Here is a 17,597-nt window from a genome sequence, read left to right on the forward strand (position 1 = left end):
ATATTATAAATAGGATGACCATACAAGGACAATTTCACCGCGCTCGGCGTGCGGGTTTCCGGCATGACATCACAGGCTTTCACGATCAAGAACGTTCAGGCGTTCTGCTATCGCTATCCGCTGGCGACGCCTGTCGTCACATCGTTCGGCAGGATGTTGAGCAGGCCCGCGGTCTTCGTTCGCGCCGAGGACACGGACGGTGTCGTCGGATGGGGTGAAGTCTGGTGCAACTTCCCCTCGACGGGGGCCGAGCATCGTGCGCGTCTCGTCAACGAGGTGCTGGCGCCGGCCGCGGTCGGCGTGGTGATCGATCAGCCGACAGAGCTGTTCGACAAATTGACGTCAGGCACGTCCGTTCTCGCGCTTCAATCCGGTGAGGCCGGCCCCTTCGCGCAATCGATTGCCGGTATCGATCTGGCGATCTGGGATCTCTACGCACGGCGGCAAAAGACGGCGCTGTGGCAGGCGCTTGGTGGCGCGCGAAGCCAGATCAAGGTGTATGCAAGCGGGATCAACCCGACGGGCTCGCGCGGGATGGCGGAGGCGGCACTCGTGAGAGGACATCGCGCGCTCAAGCTGAAGGTGGGCTTTGCACCCGAAACCGATCGCGCCAATCTGTCCGCGTTGCGCGACCTCGTCGGTGCGGGACTGTTGGCGGCGGATGTCAATCAGGCGTGGTCGGTCGAGCAGGCGATCGAGCTGGCGCCGCGGTGGCAGGAGTTCGGTCTCGCCTGGCTCGAGGAGCCGGTCCGCGCGGATCGTCCCTGGCAGGAGTGGGAGACACTTGCCGCCAACGCAAGTGTACCGCTTGCGGCGGGAGAGAACATCGCAAGCCGTGCCGGTTTCACGCAGGCATTGACGGGCGACGTGCTGTCCGTCGTGCAGCCCGACATCGCGAAATGGGGTGGCCTGTCGGTTTGCGTTGACATTGCGCGCGATATCATCAGGTCTGGCAAGACGTTCTGTCCACATTATCTCGGCGGCGGCATTGGCCTGTTGGCTTCGGCGCATCTCCTGGCGGGCGTCGGCGGCGCGGGACTTCTGGAAGTCGATGCCAACGACAATCCGCTGCGCGATCGGCTTTGCGGTCCGGTTCGTGATGTGCGCGACGGCATGATCACGCTAGGCGATGAGCCGGGCCTTGGGATTGAGCCGGACCTGGCTTCGATCGAACAGTATCGGACGGCCTAGCATGGCGGCACGAGGTTACGACTACATCATTGTCGGCGCCGGCTCCGCGGGCTGCGTCGTGGCGAACCGCCTGTCAGCCGATCCGTCATGCCGTGTGCTGCTCCTGGAGGCCGGCGGTTCGGATCGGAGCTTCTGGCTCAACCTTCCGGTCGGGTACTATCGCACGATCTACAACGAACGCTTCTCGCGCTTGTTCAAGACGGAGCCGAGCGAAGGCAGTGGCGGTCGATCGATTGTGTGGCCACGCGGCCGCGTGATCGGCGGCTCCTCCTCGATCAACGGCCTAATCTTCATCCGTGGCCAGCATGAGGATTTCGACGACTGGGAGCGCCTCGGTGCGACCGGCTGGAGCTACCGCGAACTGCTGCCGTATTTCCGGCGCTACGAGCGCTATCGCGGCGGCGACAGCCAGTATCACGGCGGCTTCGGCGAGTTCGAGGTGTCGGAGCTGCGCAACGACAACCCGGCGTCAGCGGCGTGGGTGGAGGCGGGCGTCGAGTTCGGCCTGCCGCGCAATCCTGACTTCAACGGCGAGTCAACCCTTGGAGTCGGGAGCTACCAGCTCGGAATCGGCCGGCACTGGCGCAGCAGTTCGGCATCGGCGTTTTTGCGTCCAATCCGCGGGCGCCAGAATCTGACAATCATTATGGGCGCGCAGGTCAGCAAGGTCCTGTTCCGGGGCCAGAAGGCCGTTGGTGTGGAGTGGATCAAGGACAAGCAGATCGCTTCCGCATCCGCCGATCGTGAAGTGATCCTGTGTGCCGGCGCGTTGCAGTCGCCACAGCTTCTGCAATTGTCCGGGGTCGGTCCAGCCGATCTGCTCCGCCAGCACGGCATCCCCGTCGTGGCCGACACGGCCGGGGTCGGCGAGAACCTGCAGGACCATTATCAAGCGCGCCTGATCGTGCGGCTGAAGGATCGCATTTCGCTGAACGACCAGGTGCGCAACCCTGTCGCGCTGGCGACAATGGGGCTGCAATGGATGTTTGCCGGTCGCGGTCCGCTCACGGTCGGGGCCGGGCAGGTGGGCGGCGCGGCCTGCACCGAATACGCCGCTAGCGGGCGACCCGACGTGCAGTTCAACGTCATGCCGCTGTCGGTCGACAAGCCCGGCGATCCCTTGCATAACTATTCCGGCTTCACCGCCTCGGTCTGGCAGTGCCACGGCCGGTCGCGAGGGCGGCTTGCGATCCGCTCGACCGACCCGTTCGATCAACCGCGGATCGAACCCAATTATTTCTCGGACGAGATCGACCGCAAGATCATCGTCGCGGGACTCAAGATCCTGCGCGAGATCTACCAGCAGAGAGCCTTTCGGCCGCTGTGGGATGTCGAGATGGTTCCGGGCGAGGCCGCTACGGATGACGCCGGGCTGTGGGAGTTCGCCCGCAACACGGGCGGGACGGTCTTTCATTGCGTCGGCACGTGCCGGATGGGGAGCGATGATCAATCCGTGGTCGATCCGCGCTTGCGCGTGCGCGGCGTCGAAGGGCTGCGGGTGATCGATGCGTCCGTGATGCCGCAAATCACGTCCGCCAATACCAATGCGACGAGCCTGATGATCGGCGAACGGGGCGCGGCCCTCGTTCTGTCCTGATCAGATATCCTGACGCGGGGAGCGTGTGATGGACTTGAATTCCGAGAGTCACGTTCCGAAGTACGCGCAGATTGCCGACATCTTCCGTCAGCGTATCGCTCGCGGCATCTGGGCCAAGGGCTTGCGGTTGCCAGCCAACGAGGAGCTGGCCGCCGAGTTCGGGGTCTCCCGCGTGACCATTCGGCAGGCCGTCGAGCTATTGTCGCGCGAAGGTGTCATCGAAGCGCAGCAGGGGCGCGGCACGTTCGTCACGGGCACGGTGAAGCAGGACCGCTGGCTGAAGGTCGAGACGACGCTGTCGGACCTTGCCGAGATGTACCGCGACACGTCGCCCGAGATCATCAATATTTCCGAGAGCCGCACCGATGCGCCGCTGCTGCCGGAAGACGGCAAGCCGGCCTCGAAATACGTCTTCATGCGACGCGTTCATTCACGCCAGAAGGAGCCGTATTGCGTCATCTCGATCTACCTGGACGAGAAGATCTTTCGGCGCCATCCGAAGCGTTTCCGCAACGAGACGGTGATCCCGATCCTCAACGATCTCCGTGATCCCGAGATCGCGCGGGCGCGGCAGACGCTGACGATTGGAACGGCGGATCTCGAGGTCGCGCGGCTGCTCAAGGTGCCCTTGAATTCGCCGGTCGCCGAGGTGCGCCGGGTGTTCTCCAGCGCCGATCAGACGGTGATCTATCTGGGCGAGGTGACCTATCGCGGGGATTTCGTCCGCATCGACATGGATCTGCGGCCGTAGCGCCCGGCAGTGCTCTAAGGCGCGATGAGATTGAGCTGAATCGTCATCGCGCTTTGGCTCTTTGTTTGAGCCTGATCTCCGCGCAAACGCGTCCCGCGTTTGTCGCGAGGGAAAATCGCTTCACACTTTTCCGGATCATGCTTTAGCGGAAGAACAGTTCCTCGTTGCGGCGCTCCAGCTCCTCGCCGTAGGTCCGTAGCACGTGCGACTCGCTGACAACCCCGATCGCGGCGCGGTGATCGCTGCGGTCGATCACCGCCAGGGCGTCAGCTTCGCTGCGTGCGAACATCTTCATGATGTCGCGGATCGAGGCGCTGGGCAGCAGGAATTCGTTGGTCTGTCGCGCCAGCGTCGCGAGTGTCTGATCGTCGGTCTGATCGTCCTGGGCCGCGGTCGAATAGAGGTCGGCCGAGGTCACGATACCGGCGTAGGCCCCCTTGGGATCGCGCAGCACGATCTGCCGGACCTGCGCCGGGGAGAAGGTCTTTTGCGCCTCCGCGATTGGCATCGTGCTGAGCGCGCTTTCGAAGTCGGTGCGCATCAGCGACGTCGCGCTGAGTTGGCGAACCCAGCCGACGTCCTGCGGGCCGCGGATCACTTCTCCGCGCAGGTGGAAGCGCCAGGTAGCGAAGCTGTAGCCGAACAGCTCGCGGACGATCAGGGCGCACACCGATGAGGCGACCACGGCCCCGACCGTGACCGAGAAGTCGCCGGTGATCTCAAGCGCGAGACAGACCATGCTGAAGGGGGCACCGAGAACACCGGTCCCGAATGCGGCAAGCGCGGCGATGGCCGCGGTTCCGGGTTGCAGGGCGATTCCCGGCAGGAAGCTCGTGACCACGATGCTGTAGAGCTGTCCGAGCAGCGCGCCCAGCAGGAGCGATGCGAAGAACAGGCCACCGCGAAATCCGGATCCGAGCGAGACTGCGGACGCCGCCATCTTGAACAGAATGGTCGTCGTCAACAGCAGCCAGGTGGGATTGCTGACGAGCAGGATCTGCATCGCGCCGTGACCCGCGCCGAGCACGGTCGGCGTCAGCAGGGCTAGGCTGCCGAGCAGCGCGCCGCCCAGTACAGGCCGCAGCGTGCCCTTGAAGATCGAGATGCGCTGGAAGCAGCGCTCGGAGAAGGCGACTGCCACCATCACCAGGATGCTGGCGAAGGCGCAGAGGACGCCGATGACGGCGCTCTGTCCGACCATCTCGACCGAAACCGGCGAAGGAAAACCCGGGACCATCAGGAAGGATTGATGAGTCAAATGGCGCGCGACGAGCCAGGCCGTGACTGCGCTGGCGATGACCGGGACGAGCCCCGCGGACGTATAGGCGCCCAGCACGACCTCGAACGCATAGAAGGCGCCGGCCAGCGGGGCCGAGAAGGCGGCGCTGATCGCGCCGGCGGCGCCGTAGGCCACGAGCAACCGCATGTCATTTCGGCGGGCGGCCAATCGCTGTCCGAAATGCGAGCTGAACATCGAGCAGATCTGGGTATAGCCGGCCTCCAGTCCGACCGAGCCGCCAAATCCGTTGGACAGCAGCGTTTGCAGGGAGATCAGCAGACTGCCCCTGAACGAGAGGCGCCCGCCGTAAAGGGCATTGGCCTCGATGGCGTCGGCGAGCTGCTGCCCCTTGACGCGCTTAGCGAAGAACCGCGCCACCACGGCCAGCACGACGCCGCCGATGGTCGGGATCAGCAAGGTGCGCTGCCAGGAAATGACGCCGGTGGCGCTGAGATGTGCGTCCAGCGGAATATCGAACAGGAAGGAATGGGTGGCCTGGCTCAGATAGGAGATCGTGGCGACGAGCAGTCCCGAGAGCAACCCGATCACGATGGCAACCGCGACAAGGCCGGTTTCCCGATTCCGGACATAATTGCGCAACTCCGCAGGCAGCAGATAGACTGCTGCCGCTGGGCTCTTGGGCGTATTGACCGGCGACGTGACTGTCATGCTGCGCCTTCAACGCCGGAGCGCACAACGCGAAAACCAATCTTGTTGGTCGAGCTGTCCAGCGTGTCGGCGCTTCGTGCCGCAATGCGGTACGGGTTGCAACAGGATTCACGGCAAAAAGCCAGCTGCCCCGCAAAAGCCCGGTTTGGCCTTGTAACGATGTTCCAGGTGATATGCGGTCGGAGCGGCGGCCCTTGCGTTCCGGGACTGGCTGCGGGCGACAGGATTGTGCCAGATGGCCGCAGATTGCTACAGGCCCGCCTCCAAGTCCCGTGACGACTAGTGGGCGCACCAATGGTAACCCAACTCAACAAAACGCCACGAGAAGATAGGAAATGCCCATGTCGGAGAAGGTCGCAGTCATTGGAATGGGCCAGATGGGATCCGGGATGGCAGGACGCCTCAAGGAATCCGGTCTCGACGTCGTGGGTTATGACGTCAACGCGGACCAGCGCGCGCGACTGACCAAGGATGGCTTCCGGATGGCCGCGAGCATCGTGGAGGCGCTGGATGGCCGGGCGCTGGTGTTGACGAGCTTGCCCGATCCGAAGGCTGTGACCGATGCCTGGCTCGGCGCCGACGGAATCGTCGCACACGCCGCCAAGGGCACATTGTGCATCGAGCTCAGCACCATCGATCCGCAGACGATGCGCCAGGCAGCCGGGGCCGCCGCCGCGCGCGGCATCGCCGTTGTGGATTGCCCCGTCAGCGGCAGCCCCAACGAGGCGCATGCCGGCAAGCTGATCCTGATCGCGGGCGGCGAACAGGCAGATGTAAAGCGCGCCGAACCTATCCTCAAGCTGCTCGGCACCGACTGGAAGTACACGGGTCCTGTCGGCACGGCAAAGGTCGTCAAGATCGTCAACAACATGATGTCGATGGGCAACGTGCTGGTCGCCGCGGAAGCCTTCGCCCTCGGTGTTGCCGCCGGCGTCGAGCCCGAGAAGCTCTATGATGTGCTGTCGGTCAGCGGCGGCCGCTCGCACCATTTCACCAAGCGCTTCCCCAACGCGCTGAAGGGTGATTTCTCGCCGGGCTTCAAAATGGAGCTTGGCGAGAAGGACCTCGCGCTCGGTGTCGAACTGGGACGAATGACCCGGATGCCGACGCCGTCGGCGTCCGCGACCCGCGAGCTCTATGCGCTCGCGCTGGCCGAGGGATTCCGCGGTCAGGACATCGTCGCGTTGCTCGCGATGTATCAGAACTGGGCCAAGCCGGCCTGACGCGAGAGGAGAACGGCAGGGCGGCATCCTTCATCCCCAGACAGTCCGACAGGTCATTCGGGTCTCTCGTCTCATGCGGGCTTGGCGACCGGAGCGCAATCGGCTTACATAGAGGCAGACTGGTCGCTTCCGGGGACAAACCACAAAGGATGCCGGCGTCACTGCTTGCCAATTTGACGGAACGGCCGTCCTTCAACCGCGTCCTCATGCGGACGTTGGTCGTGGTCGCCTACGTGATCATCTTCGCGCCGGTCGCCATGATCGTTGCGACCAGCTTTTTCGCCCAGGAGATCGTCAGCTTTCCGCCGCCGGCGCTGACCTGGGACTGGTACCTCAACGCCTGGGATAAGCCGGAATTCCTCCGCGGGCTGGTCACGAGCCTTCAGGTCGCCTTGCTCGCGGCTGCCATCGGCGTGCCGATCGGCACAGCCGCCGCGCTGGCTATCGTGCGCGGCCAATTTCCGGGCAAGCAGGTGATCGGCGCGCTCCTGCTTGCGCCCCTTGCCGTGCCCGGCGTCGTGGCGGGCTCGGGACTCTACATGTTCTATGTGCTTGCGGAGAACGCACTCGACCGCGACATCAAGGCGACGACGCAAGGGCTCGTCGCCGCTCACGTGCTCCTCACCATTCCGTGGACCGTGCGGCTGGTGGTCGCAAGCCTGCAGGGCCTCGATCGCGCGGCGGAGGAGGCGGCCGCCAATCTCGGCGCGGGCCCCTTCACGGTGTTTCGCCGGATCACGCTGCCGATGATGCGGCCCGGGATCGTGGCCGCGGCGATGTTCTCCTTCATCCAGAGTTTCGAGAACCTAGACCTGTCGCTGCTCCTGGTCGGTCCCGGTCGCATCACGCTGCCCGTCGCGATGCTCAATTATCTCGAATTTCGGATCGACCCGACGCTGGCCGCGGTCGCGACGGTGCAGATCCTGATCGTCGGAGTGCTCATGGTTGTGACTGACCGGTTCGTCAAATTGTCGCGGGTCGTCTGATGGCAAGCCTGTCGATCGAAAACCTCACCAAGCGGTTCGGGACTTCGGTTGCCGTCGACGGTCTCGATCTTGCCGTGCAGGAGGGGGAACTGGTCGCGCTGCTCGGTCCTTCCGGTTGCGGGAAGACCACGACCTTGCGCATGGTTGCAGGGTTTCTCCCGCCGACCAGCGGACGCGTGCTGTTCGACACGGAGGACGTCACCCGTCTGCCTGCGCACAAGCGCTCAACGGGCATGGTGTTCCAATCCTACGCGTTGTTTCCGCACATGACCGCAGCGCAGAATGTCGGTTTCGGCTTGGAGATGCGCGGGCTCGGTGCCGCGGAACGGCAGGCCCAGATCGAGAAGGTGCTGAAGCTGGTGCGGCTGTCGCATCTTGCCGCTCGCTTCCCTCGTGAATTGTCCGGTGGGCAGCAGCAACGCGTCGCGCTGGCCCGTGCATTGGTGATCAAGCCGAAGCTCTTCCTGCTCGACGAACCGCTCTCGAACCTTGACGCCAAGCTGCGCGCCGAGGTCCGCATCGAGATCAGGGCACTGCAGCAGCGGCTCGGGCTGACCACGCTCATGGTGACTCATGATCGGGAGGAGGCGCTGACGATGGCCGATCGCCTCGTCGTGATGGAGAGCGGGCGGGTGCGGCAGATCGGATCGCCGCGTGACCTCTATGATGCGCCGCAGGATGCGTTCGTCGCGGATTTCGTCGGCCGCTGCAATATCCTCGCCGGCCGGCGCGAGAGCGAGACCCAATTCCGCACCGAAAGCGGGCTCGTCTTATCGGTCGACATCGCGCCGAACGAGAGCAAGAATGCGAATGCCTTCGCGCTGCGACCGGAACGGATTTCGATCCAGCCGGGCGCGAAGGGCGATCTCCATGGGGCGGTTCAGGCCGTGACCTATCTGGGATCGCAGACCGAATACCATGTGCGCATCGGCGAAGAGATTTTCGTGGTGATACAGCAAACCCCCGATGCGAACGAGCCGCTCGCCTCGGTCAGACCCGAAGATCAGGTGTCCCTGCACTGGGACCGCAAATCCCCGCGGTTGGTCCCGCAAACATCCGTTTGAGGAAAATTGCCATGATATCGCGACGTCATTTTCTGTCTGCGGGAGCCGGGGCTGCAACGATACTGGCTTCCGGAACGCCCGGTGCGCGCGCGGCATCGGGGCAGGTCGTGGTCGGCACCTGGGGTGGCGACTACGGTCAATTGCTTACCGATCTCATCGACAAGCCGCTGCTCGCGCCGAAAGGCATCGAGGTGCTGCAGGACGTCGCCAATGCCGACCCCAGGAAGACCAAGCTCCTGGCCGAACGGCAGAGCCGGCGCGGATCGATGGATGTGGCGTGTCTCTCGGACAGCGACCACTATATTGTCGCCGGCACCAATGTGTTCGACGCGGTCGATGCTACCAAGGTCTCACGGCTCAACAAGGTGTTTCCCGAGCTTCGCACCGATACCGCCATCCCTCATATCTATTCGGCGCAGGTGATCCTTTACAACGAGAACCTGGTGAATACTCCGCCGACATCCTGGGCCGATCTCTGGGATCCGAAATGGCGTGGCCGCGTCGGCCTTGCCGATATCCTTTATCCCGCGAATACGTTGGCCGCTGCGCTTGCCGGAGGTGGCGGCGTCTCCAACTATGATCCCGCCGAAAAGAAGCTAATGGAGCTGCGGTCGCTGGACGTGAAGATCTATCCGTCCAATGAGGCGCTCGCGGCCGGACTTAAATCCGAGGAGGTCTGGCTCACGACCATGTGGCTGGCGCGTGGCTTCATGTGGAAGAAGGCGGGCATCCCGCTCTCCCATGTCGTGCCGAAGGAGGGGGCGGTGGCGATCGTGTTCGAAGCCAGCGTGCCGCGCAATGCGCGGAATAAAGAGGGCGGTTTTGCCTATCTCGACGCGATGCTCGATGCCAAGGCGCAGATCGCCTTCGCCGACAAGATGGGATACGTGCCGACCGTCTCGGACGCGGTGCTGCCGGAAGATCTCGCCAAGCACGTCAGCCTCAGCGAGGCCGACCGCGGGAAGCTCCTCAAGCCCGACTACAAGTATCAGACCGAGCGCTCGCAACGCACGCTCGACTTTTGGAACAAGCAGTTCAAGGGCTGATAGTCCGGTACTGACGTTCGCGCGCGGCGCAGCGGACTGAGCGGGGTTCGGGATTTGGCTTTCGCAAACGAGCATCGCAGCAAGGACGGAGCGGACGTCAGATCCGCTTCGCCCGGAATGGCGTTGCTGGTTCTGCCGGCCTGTCTTCTGGTGCTCGGGCTTCTGATCGGCCCGATGGCCTTGATGTTCCGGATCTCGCTCAATCAGTTCAGCCCGACCCAGTTGATGATCGAGGCATTCTCGTTCAGCAACTATGTGCAGGCAGCGGCGGACCCGTATTACCAGGAGGTCATCCTGACGACGTTGGGAATGGCACTGCTCTGCACGGCGTTGACGCTCGTCATCGCCTTTCCGACGGCTTACTGGCTCGGGCGTCTGGAGAGCCGCTGGAAAAGCCTGGTCGTCATTGCGACGCTGTTTCCGCTGCTGGTCGGCAATGTCGTACGGTCAGCCGGTTGGATGGCGCTCTTCACGCGTGAGGGGCTGATCAACATGGTCCTTCTGAAGGCTCACGTGATCAGCGAGCCGCTGACATTGATGTATACGCCGAAGGCGGTAGTGCTCGGCATCATCGCCGTGGTTCTGCCCTACATGATCCTGACCATCGCAGCCGTGATCGAGAGTATTCCTCGCGATCTGGAAGACGCGGCTGCCAATCTCGGGGCCTCAGCATTCCAGCAGTTCTGGCGTGTGATCCTGCCATTGTCGGCGCCGGGCGTCGCTGCGGGGTCGATCCTGGTCTTCGTTTTGTGCATGAACACCTATGCAACCGCGGTGCTTCTCGGCGGGCCTCGTTTCAAGATGATGGCCCCTGCCATCTTCGACCAGTTTGTGCGAGGCAATAACTGGCCGATGGGCGCCACGCTGGCCTTTATGCTGCTCGCTGTCACCATGAGCTTCACGATTTTCGGCAGCATCGCCTTTGCCCGGCGCTATCGGATGAGATAGCTGCGCAACGAACAAGAAGACCCGCTGAACAAGAAGGAAATGCCCCCATGGTCGATCAGGCGAAATCGGAAATGTCTCCGGGCGATGAGCTCGCGCGGATTCGCAACAAGGGCGAGGTTCCGGTCGTTGCAAAAGCAACCTCGCGCGATCGCGGCATTGGGCCGTTCAAGCGGCTGGCGCTGCGCAGCGCAACCGTCATCGACGGCACCGGCGCGCCGCCGATCGGTCCGGTCGACATCATCGTCGAGGACGGACGTATCGTCAGCCTGAAGAAGGTTACGGGTTATGGCGCCGGCCCGGGCGAGCCGGCTGACCACGAGATCGACTGCCGCGGTAAATGGGTGACGCCGGGCTTCGTCGATTGCCACGCCCATGCCGGCGTTGCCTTTCACTCCGCCAATGGCTGGGTGCCGCCGGTCGACTATGTCTACAAGCTCTGGCTCGCCCATGGTGTGACTACCGTGCGCGAAATGGGCTCGATGAACGGCCTTGGCTGGGTGATCGACCAGCGCGAGCGGTCGGAGGCGAACACCATCGCTGCTCCCCGATTGCTCGCCTATGCCTATTTCCCGGCAGTCAACGACATGGTCAAGACCATTTACACGCCGGAGCAGGGCCGGGAGTGGCTGCGCAAGGTCAAGGGGCGCGGCGCCGACGGCATCAAGTTCTTCGGCGCGCCGCCGGCGATCATGGAGGCGGCGCTCGATGAATGCAAAAAGCTCGGCCTCCGCTCGGGCTGCCATCACGCGCAGATGGCGGTGACTCGCATGAACGCGCTCACCACAGCGCGCTGGGGCCTGACCAGCGCCGAGCACTATTATGGCTTGCCCGAAGCGCTGTACGAGGATCGCGTCGTGCAGAATTTCCCGCTCGACTACAACTACACCGACGAATATTTCCGCTTCTCGATCTCGGGACAGATGTTCGGGCAGGCCGCCAAGCCCGGCTCGCCCAAATGGGAGGAGACGCTCGAGAAGTTCCTCGAGATCGGCTTCACCTTCGTTCCGACCTTCACCATCTACGACGCCAACCGAGACCTGATGCGCGCCCGCCAGGCCTATTGGCACAAGGACTACACCTGGAAGTCGATGTGGGACTATTTCACGCCGCAGCGCGGCGGCCACGGCTCCTACTGGTATCGCTGGTCCACGCAGAACGAGATCGAGTGGAAGGAAAACTACCGGCTGTGGATGGCGTTCATCAACGAGTACAAGAACCGTGGCGGACGCGTCTGCGCCGGCAGCGACTCAGGCTTCATCTACCAGATCTTCGGCTTCGGCTATGTCCGCGAGCTCGAGCTGTTGCAGGAAGCCGGTTTCCATCCGCTCGAGGTGATCCGCGCCGCTACCTCGCAAGGCGCGGCGCTGTGCGGCATCCAGGATGAGGTCGGCACCATCGACATCGGCATGCGGGCCGACATGCTGGTTCACGACCACAATCCGCTCACCGACTTCAAGCTGCTCTACGGCACTGGTGCGATGCGGTTCAACGATGCGACCAACGCGGTCGAGTGGCATCGCGGGCTGAAATACACCATCAAGGACGGCATCATCTACGATACCGAGGGGCTGCTGGCTGACGTTCGTGAGCTCGTGAAAGCGAGCTGGGAGAGCGATATTCCCGAGAAATATGCATCCCGGATCGCAGCCGAATGAGCGGCGACGGGCTCGATTTCTTCGTGCTGACGGGATTCCTAGGTTCGGGGAAGACCACGCTGTTGCGTGATTTCCTTGGGCGTCCCGAGGCGGCCGATACCGCCGTGATCGTCAATGAGGCGGGAGAGATCGGGCTCGACGGCATCGTGCTGCGCGAGAGTAACGACGAGCTTCCGATTGCGACGCTGGCCAATGGCTGCGTCTGCTGTCAGATCGGAAGCGATCTGGCGTTTACCATCGATCGCCTGATCACGACGCCACGGCCGGCCGACGCCCGTCCGTTGCGGCGCATTATCCTGGAGACCAGCGGGATTTCGATGCCGGGGCCGGTGCTGCGCACGCTCGCAACATTGGCCGAGCACCGGATGCGGGTGGCCGTGATCGGCACCTTCGATCTCACGCGCGGCGGCGACGTGGCGACCTATGAAGAAGCTGTGGCGCAATGGGCGGCGGCGCATCGCATCGTCGCGACCAAGACCGACCTTGTCGCGCCGGCTGATCTGACCAACGCAACATCCGCGATCGCGGCGTTCAATCCGGTGGCCGAGGTCGTCGCGACCGCGGATCGCACGAGCGCGGTGAAGGCCGCATTTGCTCCATTGACGACGCTGCCTCGGCTGGACATCGCAGCGGTTTCCGGAAATGCGCACCCGCGTGTTGCGCTGTGTCTTGCCAGGCCAGCGAGGGAGATCGCATATCCCGATCTCGCCGCCTGGCTCGACAACCTTGCCGGTGCGCTCGGCGAACGGCTGCTGCGGATCAAGGGCCTGGTGCAGGTCGTCGAAAGTCCGCGGCCGCTGCTGATCGAATGCGTCGGAACGATGTTCTCGCCACCAAGGACGCTCCAGGTCGAATCCGCGCCGTTGTCCGGCCTCGTGATCATCGCGCGTGATGTGGACGAGGTAGAGCTTGGGCAAGTTGCGCCGCTCGGCCTATTTGACCTTTCGTCGTGGAAGGCACCGGACCGGAACGGCACGTCCGCACGCCGCGCCCTCAAGGCCGAGTGGGTCGCCTAATTCATGAACGACGACGCAAATCCCAACCGCGCCTGGCATGTGCCGCCGGCAGCCTATCTGGCGCGACGGTCGCCGAGCTTTCGGTGCGCGGCGCCGCGCTCGCAATACGTCGCGATGCGTGACGGCTGCCGGCTTGCGGTCGACGTCTATGTTCCGCAGTCACCGACCACAGCGGAGGGGGAGACCTTTCCGACTCTCGCTTTCTTCACGCCGTACTACCGACGTTTCAAGCTGCGGCCGGGCGGCGCGGGCGAGGCCAATCCGAACACCGGAAAATTCCGCGACTTCTTCGTGCCGCGCGGCTATGCGGTCGTGGTCGTCGATGTGCGCGGCACCGGCGCCAGCTTCGGCACGCGCGATGGCTTCCGTTCGCCGCGCGAACGTGACGACAGCCGCGAGATCGCCGATTGGATCGTGGCGCAGCCATGGTCCAACGGATTGATCGGCGCGACCGGCATTTCCTATCTGGGCGCAGCGGCCGACTTCCTGGCGTCCACCGGCCACACCGCGGTGAAGGCAATCGCGCCAATTTCGTCGGTCTGGGACACCTATGCCGACAATTACTTTCCCGGCGGCGTTCAACTGAAGTCACTGACCAAGGTCTATGACGAGCTGATGATCGGGCTCGACCACGATCGGCGCGATATCCTCAAGCAGTTTTCCTATTTCAACAATCCGGATTTCGAGGGGCCGCAGCCGGTCGATGAGGATCCGGACGGCGTTCTCGTGAGGGACGCGATCCGGCAACATCTCAACAATTTCCGGCAGACTGATTTCATGGCGGAGTTCAGATTCCGGGAGGAGGGGTTGCCTTATGATTCCGAATACACCTCCGCCTCGATCAGTCCATATTCGGTCGCGCACAATATCCGGCCGGACGTTGCCATCCTCTCGGTGTCCGGCTGGTTCGACGGCGCGGGCTACATGAACGGCGCGATCTCGCGTTATCTCACCAAGACCGACAATCCTCGCCATCTTCTGCTCGGCCCCTGGGACCACGGCGCGCGGATCGACGTCTCGCCCTGGCGGCGCGTGGTCGAGCCGGAATTCCCATTGCTTGGGGAAGTGCTGCGCTTCTTCGACACCTATCTGATGGGTCTCGACACCAGGCTGCGCGACGAAGCACCGGTTCACTATTTCTCTGTCCATGCAGAGGAATGGCGCGCGGCGAAGAGCTGGCCGCCGATCGAGGCGCAGCAGAGCTTCTTCCTTGCCCCCGACGGGCAGCTTGCAAAAGCCGCACCCTCGGCAGGCGAAGATCACCAGCAGGTCGACTTCACCCTCGGTACCGGTACCCAGACCCGTTACGAGCGTATCGCGGGCATTGACAGTCGCGAGTATTACGCGGACTGGCAGGGCCGTACCGCCAGGATGCTGAGCTACACGTCGGAGCCGCTTGAGACGGCTGCCGAGCTTGCCGGTCATGGTCTGGTCGAACTCTGGCTTTCCGCGAGCGAGCGCGATGCTGCGCTGTTCATCTACCTGACAGAGGTCGAGGCTGACGGCAGCGAACGCTATGTCACCGAGGGGCTGTTACGGGCCCTGCACCGGAAGGAACAGACCGCGCCCGACGCCTATCGCACCACGTGGCCGTTCCGCAGCTTTACGCGTGCCGATGCCGCACCGCTCCATTCCGGTGTTGTCGAGCGCATCCGGATTCCGTTCCTGCCGGTGGCATGGCGCTTTTCCACCGGAAGCCGTATTCGCCTGTCGATAGCAGGCGCCGACGACGATCATTGCGGACAGGTGCCGCATGGACGCCCGCCACTTCTGACGATTTTTCGGGGAGGGGCCAGTGCGTCCAGATTGGAGCTGCCGCTTGCATATGTGTGATGCTGCGATTGCATTCGCAGCAAGAGTGCGGTGATCGCTACCGAATAACAAAGGGCCTACATGTCCGCAAATCAACCGTTCTGGTCGTCACTCACTCCCGCCGAACACGAATTCCAGTACAACCCACAGGCGGCATTTCCCAATTTCAAGGATGCTCAGACCGGTCGGGCGGCGACCAACGCCGAAGCGCTGACGCGGCTGGCGCGCCGCGCGGATCAGGCCTATGGCGATCATCCATTACGCACGGTGGACGTCTATCCGGCCATGATCGGAGGCGAGCCGGCGCCGGTCCATGTCTTTATCCATGGCGGTTATTGGCGCGCCCAGGACAAAGAGAACTTTGCGTTCGTCGCCGCGCCGCTGGTCGCCGCCGGCATCACCGCGGTCATCGTCAATTACGAGCTCTGTCCGGCTTCGACTCTCGACGGCGTCGCCGAGTCTGCCATTGCGGCCGTCGACTGGACGCGGCGTGAAGCCGCGCGCTTTGGCGGCGACCCCCGCCGGATCAGCCTGTCGGGGCACTCGGCCGGTGCCCATCTCGTGGCCGAATGCCTGGCGCATGACTGGGCGAGGGCGGGTGTAGAGCCCGCCTTCATTGTCGGTGCGGTCATGATCAGCGGCATCTACGATCCGCGTCCGGTGATGGGGACCAGTGTTAACGCCGAAGTTCGCCTGGCCGAAGACATTGCAGTGCGGCGGGACGTCGAACGCCGGCAGGTCTTCGTCAAGTGCCCGGCGACCTTGTTCGTCGGTGGTCTCGAACCCTGGCACTGGATCGAGCAGACCTACCGCTACTCCCATCATCTTCATCGAAGCGGCATGACTCCCGAAGTCCACACCCTGCCGCGCTGGGGGCATTTCGATATCCTGAACGAATTCACCGAGGCGGGAAGTCCGATCCTGAACGCCGTGCTCGCCAGGGCGAGGCGCTAGAGCATGATCCGGAAAAGTGTGAAGCGGCTTTCCGAAAAGATCATGCTCAAACAAGAAGCTAAAGCGCGATGACGATTCAATCTGATCTCATCGCGCTTTAGCCCGCCACTGGGTCGAAACTCGGGCCAAGGTCCGGTCGCCTGCTCATCGTCGCGCGTGGGGTTCAGCTCGCGATCCGCATTTGTGACGGCGCCGTCGCTGGCGCGTCTTGTCAAGCCGCGTGCTGCCGAAACCTAGCTTGGAGAATGACGTCAAGGCGCTCTCCGACTATGTGCGTATAATCTAGTACCCGCTTTTCTTGGAACGTGAGTCGTGATTCAAGGTCGGGATGATACCCGAAGCAAGAGAAGTCCGCCTTTCGAGGAAAGATCGCAAGGTGCTTGAGGCGTGTTGTCGCTCACCGATGACATTGCAGCGCGATTTGAAGCGGGCGCGGATAGTCCTGTTAGCGGCGGACGGGCGCAGCACCCGGTCGATCGCCAAGGAAGTTGGGGTCCAGCCGCGGATTGTCAGCGTTTGGCGGCATCGCTATGCCGACCAAGGCCTTGAAGGGCTGCAAGACAAGCCGCGGCCCGGCAAGCAGCCGATCTATACGAAGACGACCGACAAGCGGATTCTGAAGCTGCTGGATAAGCCGCCCCCGCAAGGGTTTGCGCGCTGGACCGGCCCTCTGCTGGCCGAGGCGCTAGGCGATGTTGACGTCCAATATGTCTGGCGGTTCCTGCGCAGCCACAAGATTGACCTCGCGGCTCGCAAGTCCTGGTGTGAGAGCAACGACCCGAACTTTACGGCCAAAGCCGCCGATGTCGTTGGCCTTTACGTCGCCCCGCCGGCGAAGGCTATTGTGCTCTGCGTGGACGAGAAGCCCTCGATCCAGGCTTTGGAGCGAGCGCAGGGCTATCTGAAGTTGCCCAATGGCCGCGCCTTGACCGGCCAGAGCCACGATTACAAGCGGCATGGCACCACGACATTGTTTGCAGCGCTCGAAGTCGCCACCGGAAAGATCATCGCTACGCATTCAAAACGCCGTCGCCGTGTCGAGTTTCTCGATTTCATGAACAGCCTCACCGCGGCCTTTCCGGGCCGAAAGCTTCACGTCATCCTCGACAACCTCAACACCCACAAGAAGAATGAGAGCTGGCTCAAGGCCCATCCCAATGTGCAATTCCATTTCACACCGACGAGTGCGTCCTGGCTCAACCAGATCGAGGTATGGTTCTCAATCCTGCAGGGGCAGTCGCTCAGCGGCACCTCCTTCACAAGCCTCAAGCAGCTTCAGGAACACATCGATGCCTACGTCAACGCCTACAACGACAAAGCCGAGCCCTTCGTCTGGACCAAGAAAAAGATCCGTCAACGCCGTTTCAAGGGCCGCCGTATCAATCAACTCTGATTCCGGGTACTAG

Annotated in this window: 14 protein-coding genes; 13 read left to right on the top strand and 1 reads right to left on the bottom strand. The window is 63.1% G+C overall.

Annotated elements, in window-relative coordinates:
• The first annotated feature begins 63 nt into the window (after positions 1 to 63).
• Genes AS156_RS10515 through AS156_RS10525 form a run of 3 tightly spaced genes read left to right on the top strand, consistent with a single transcriptional unit; the run spans position 64 to position 3,539 of the window.
• Positions 64 to 1,191 carry a mandelate racemase/muconate lactonizing enzyme family protein gene (locus AS156_RS10515; RefSeq protein WP_066503463.1) on the top strand — a complete coding sequence of 376 codons (1,128 nt, stop codon included), beginning with the start codon at positions 64 to 66 and terminating at the stop codon, positions 1,189 to 1,191.
• Between the two features lies 1 nt (position 1,192).
• Positions 1,193 to 2,788: a GMC family oxidoreductase gene (locus AS156_RS10520; protein WP_066503464.1), complete on the top strand. Its 1,596-nt coding sequence runs from the start codon at positions 1,193 to 1,195 to the stop codon at positions 2,786 to 2,788.
• Between the two features lie 28 nt (positions 2,789 to 2,816).
• Positions 2,817 to 3,539 carry a GntR family transcriptional regulator gene (locus tag AS156_RS10525; protein ID WP_066503465.1) on the top strand — a complete coding sequence of 241 codons (723 nt, stop codon included), beginning with the start codon at positions 2,817 to 2,819 and terminating at the stop codon, positions 3,537 to 3,539.
• 142 nt (positions 3,540 to 3,681) lie between these two features.
• Here the strand turns inward: AS156_RS10525 and AS156_RS10530 are convergent, their stop codons facing one another.
• The gene (locus AS156_RS10530) at positions 3,682 to 5,487 is read right to left on the bottom strand and encodes a chloride channel protein (RefSeq protein WP_066503467.1); all 1,806 of its coding nucleotides are present in this window, start codon (positions 5,485 to 5,487) and stop codon (positions 3,682 to 3,684) included.
• Positions 5,488 to 5,828: 341 nt separating this feature from the next.
• Between AS156_RS10530 and AS156_RS10535 the strand changes: the two genes are divergently transcribed.
• The 10 genes from AS156_RS10535 to AS156_RS10580 all read left to right on the top strand — a co-directional run bounded on the left by AS156_RS10535 (position 5,829) and on the right by AS156_RS10580 (position 17,584).
• Positions 5,829 to 6,710: an NAD(P)-dependent oxidoreductase gene (locus tag AS156_RS10535; RefSeq protein ID WP_066503469.1), complete on the top strand. Its 882-nt coding sequence runs from the start codon at positions 5,829 to 5,831 to the stop codon at positions 6,708 to 6,710.
• 149 nt (positions 6,711 to 6,859) lie between these two features.
• Positions 6,860 to 7,696 carry an ABC transporter permease gene (locus AS156_RS10540; RefSeq protein WP_430641790.1) on the top strand — a complete coding sequence of 279 codons (837 nt, stop codon included), beginning with the start codon at positions 6,860 to 6,862 and terminating at the stop codon, positions 7,694 to 7,696.
• Positions 7,696 to 8,760 (top strand): ABC transporter ATP-binding protein, encoded by a 1,065-nt coding sequence (locus tag AS156_RS10545; protein ID WP_066503471.1) that lies wholly within the window; start codon positions 7,696 to 7,698, stop codon positions 8,758 to 8,760. Before AS156_RS10540 ends, AS156_RS10545 begins: the two co-directional genes overlap by 1 nt.
• A gap of 11 nt (positions 8,761 to 8,771) precedes the next feature.
• Positions 8,772 to 9,806 carry an ABC transporter substrate-binding protein gene (locus AS156_RS10550; RefSeq protein ID WP_066503472.1) on the top strand — a complete coding sequence of 345 codons (1,035 nt, stop codon included), beginning with the start codon at positions 8,772 to 8,774 and terminating at the stop codon, positions 9,804 to 9,806.
• A 117-nt stretch (positions 9,807 to 9,923) separates the two neighbouring features.
• Positions 9,924 to 10,754, top strand: coding sequence for an ABC transporter permease (locus AS156_RS10555; RefSeq protein WP_066503473.1), 831 nt, complete (start codon positions 9,924 to 9,926; stop codon positions 10,752 to 10,754).
• Positions 10,755 to 10,801: 47 nt separating this feature from the next.
• Positions 10,802 to 12,409 carry an amidohydrolase family protein gene (locus AS156_RS10560; RefSeq protein WP_066503474.1) on the top strand — a complete coding sequence of 536 codons (1,608 nt, stop codon included), beginning with the start codon at positions 10,802 to 10,804 and terminating at the stop codon, positions 12,407 to 12,409.
• Complete coding sequence (locus AS156_RS10565) at positions 12,406 to 13,425, top strand: CobW family GTP-binding protein (RefSeq protein WP_066503475.1); 1,020 nt, start codon at positions 12,406 to 12,408, stop codon at positions 13,423 to 13,425. Before AS156_RS10560 ends, AS156_RS10565 begins: the two co-directional genes overlap by 4 nt.
• A gap of 3 nt (positions 13,426 to 13,428) precedes the next feature.
• Positions 13,429 to 15,258 carry a CocE/NonD family hydrolase gene (locus tag AS156_RS10570; RefSeq protein WP_066503476.1) on the top strand — a complete coding sequence of 610 codons (1,830 nt, stop codon included), beginning with the start codon at positions 13,429 to 13,431 and terminating at the stop codon, positions 15,256 to 15,258.
• A 60-nt stretch (positions 15,259 to 15,318) separates the two neighbouring features.
• Entirely contained in the window at positions 15,319 to 16,191 is an 873-nt protein-coding gene (locus AS156_RS10575) for an alpha/beta hydrolase (RefSeq protein WP_066503478.1), read from the top strand.
• Positions 16,192 to 16,519: 328 nt separating this feature from the next.
• Positions 16,520 to 17,584: an IS630 family transposase gene (locus tag AS156_RS10580; protein ID WP_066503481.1), complete on the top strand. Its 1,065-nt coding sequence runs from the start codon at positions 16,520 to 16,522 to the stop codon at positions 17,582 to 17,584.
• The last annotated feature ends 13 nt before the right edge of the window (positions 17,585 to 17,597 follow it).

Origin of the sequence: Bradyrhizobium macuxiense, from assembly GCF_001542415.1 — a bacterium.
GTDB classification, from domain to species: Bacteria; Pseudomonadota; Alphaproteobacteria; order Rhizobiales; family Xanthobacteraceae; genus Bradyrhizobium; species Bradyrhizobium macuxiense.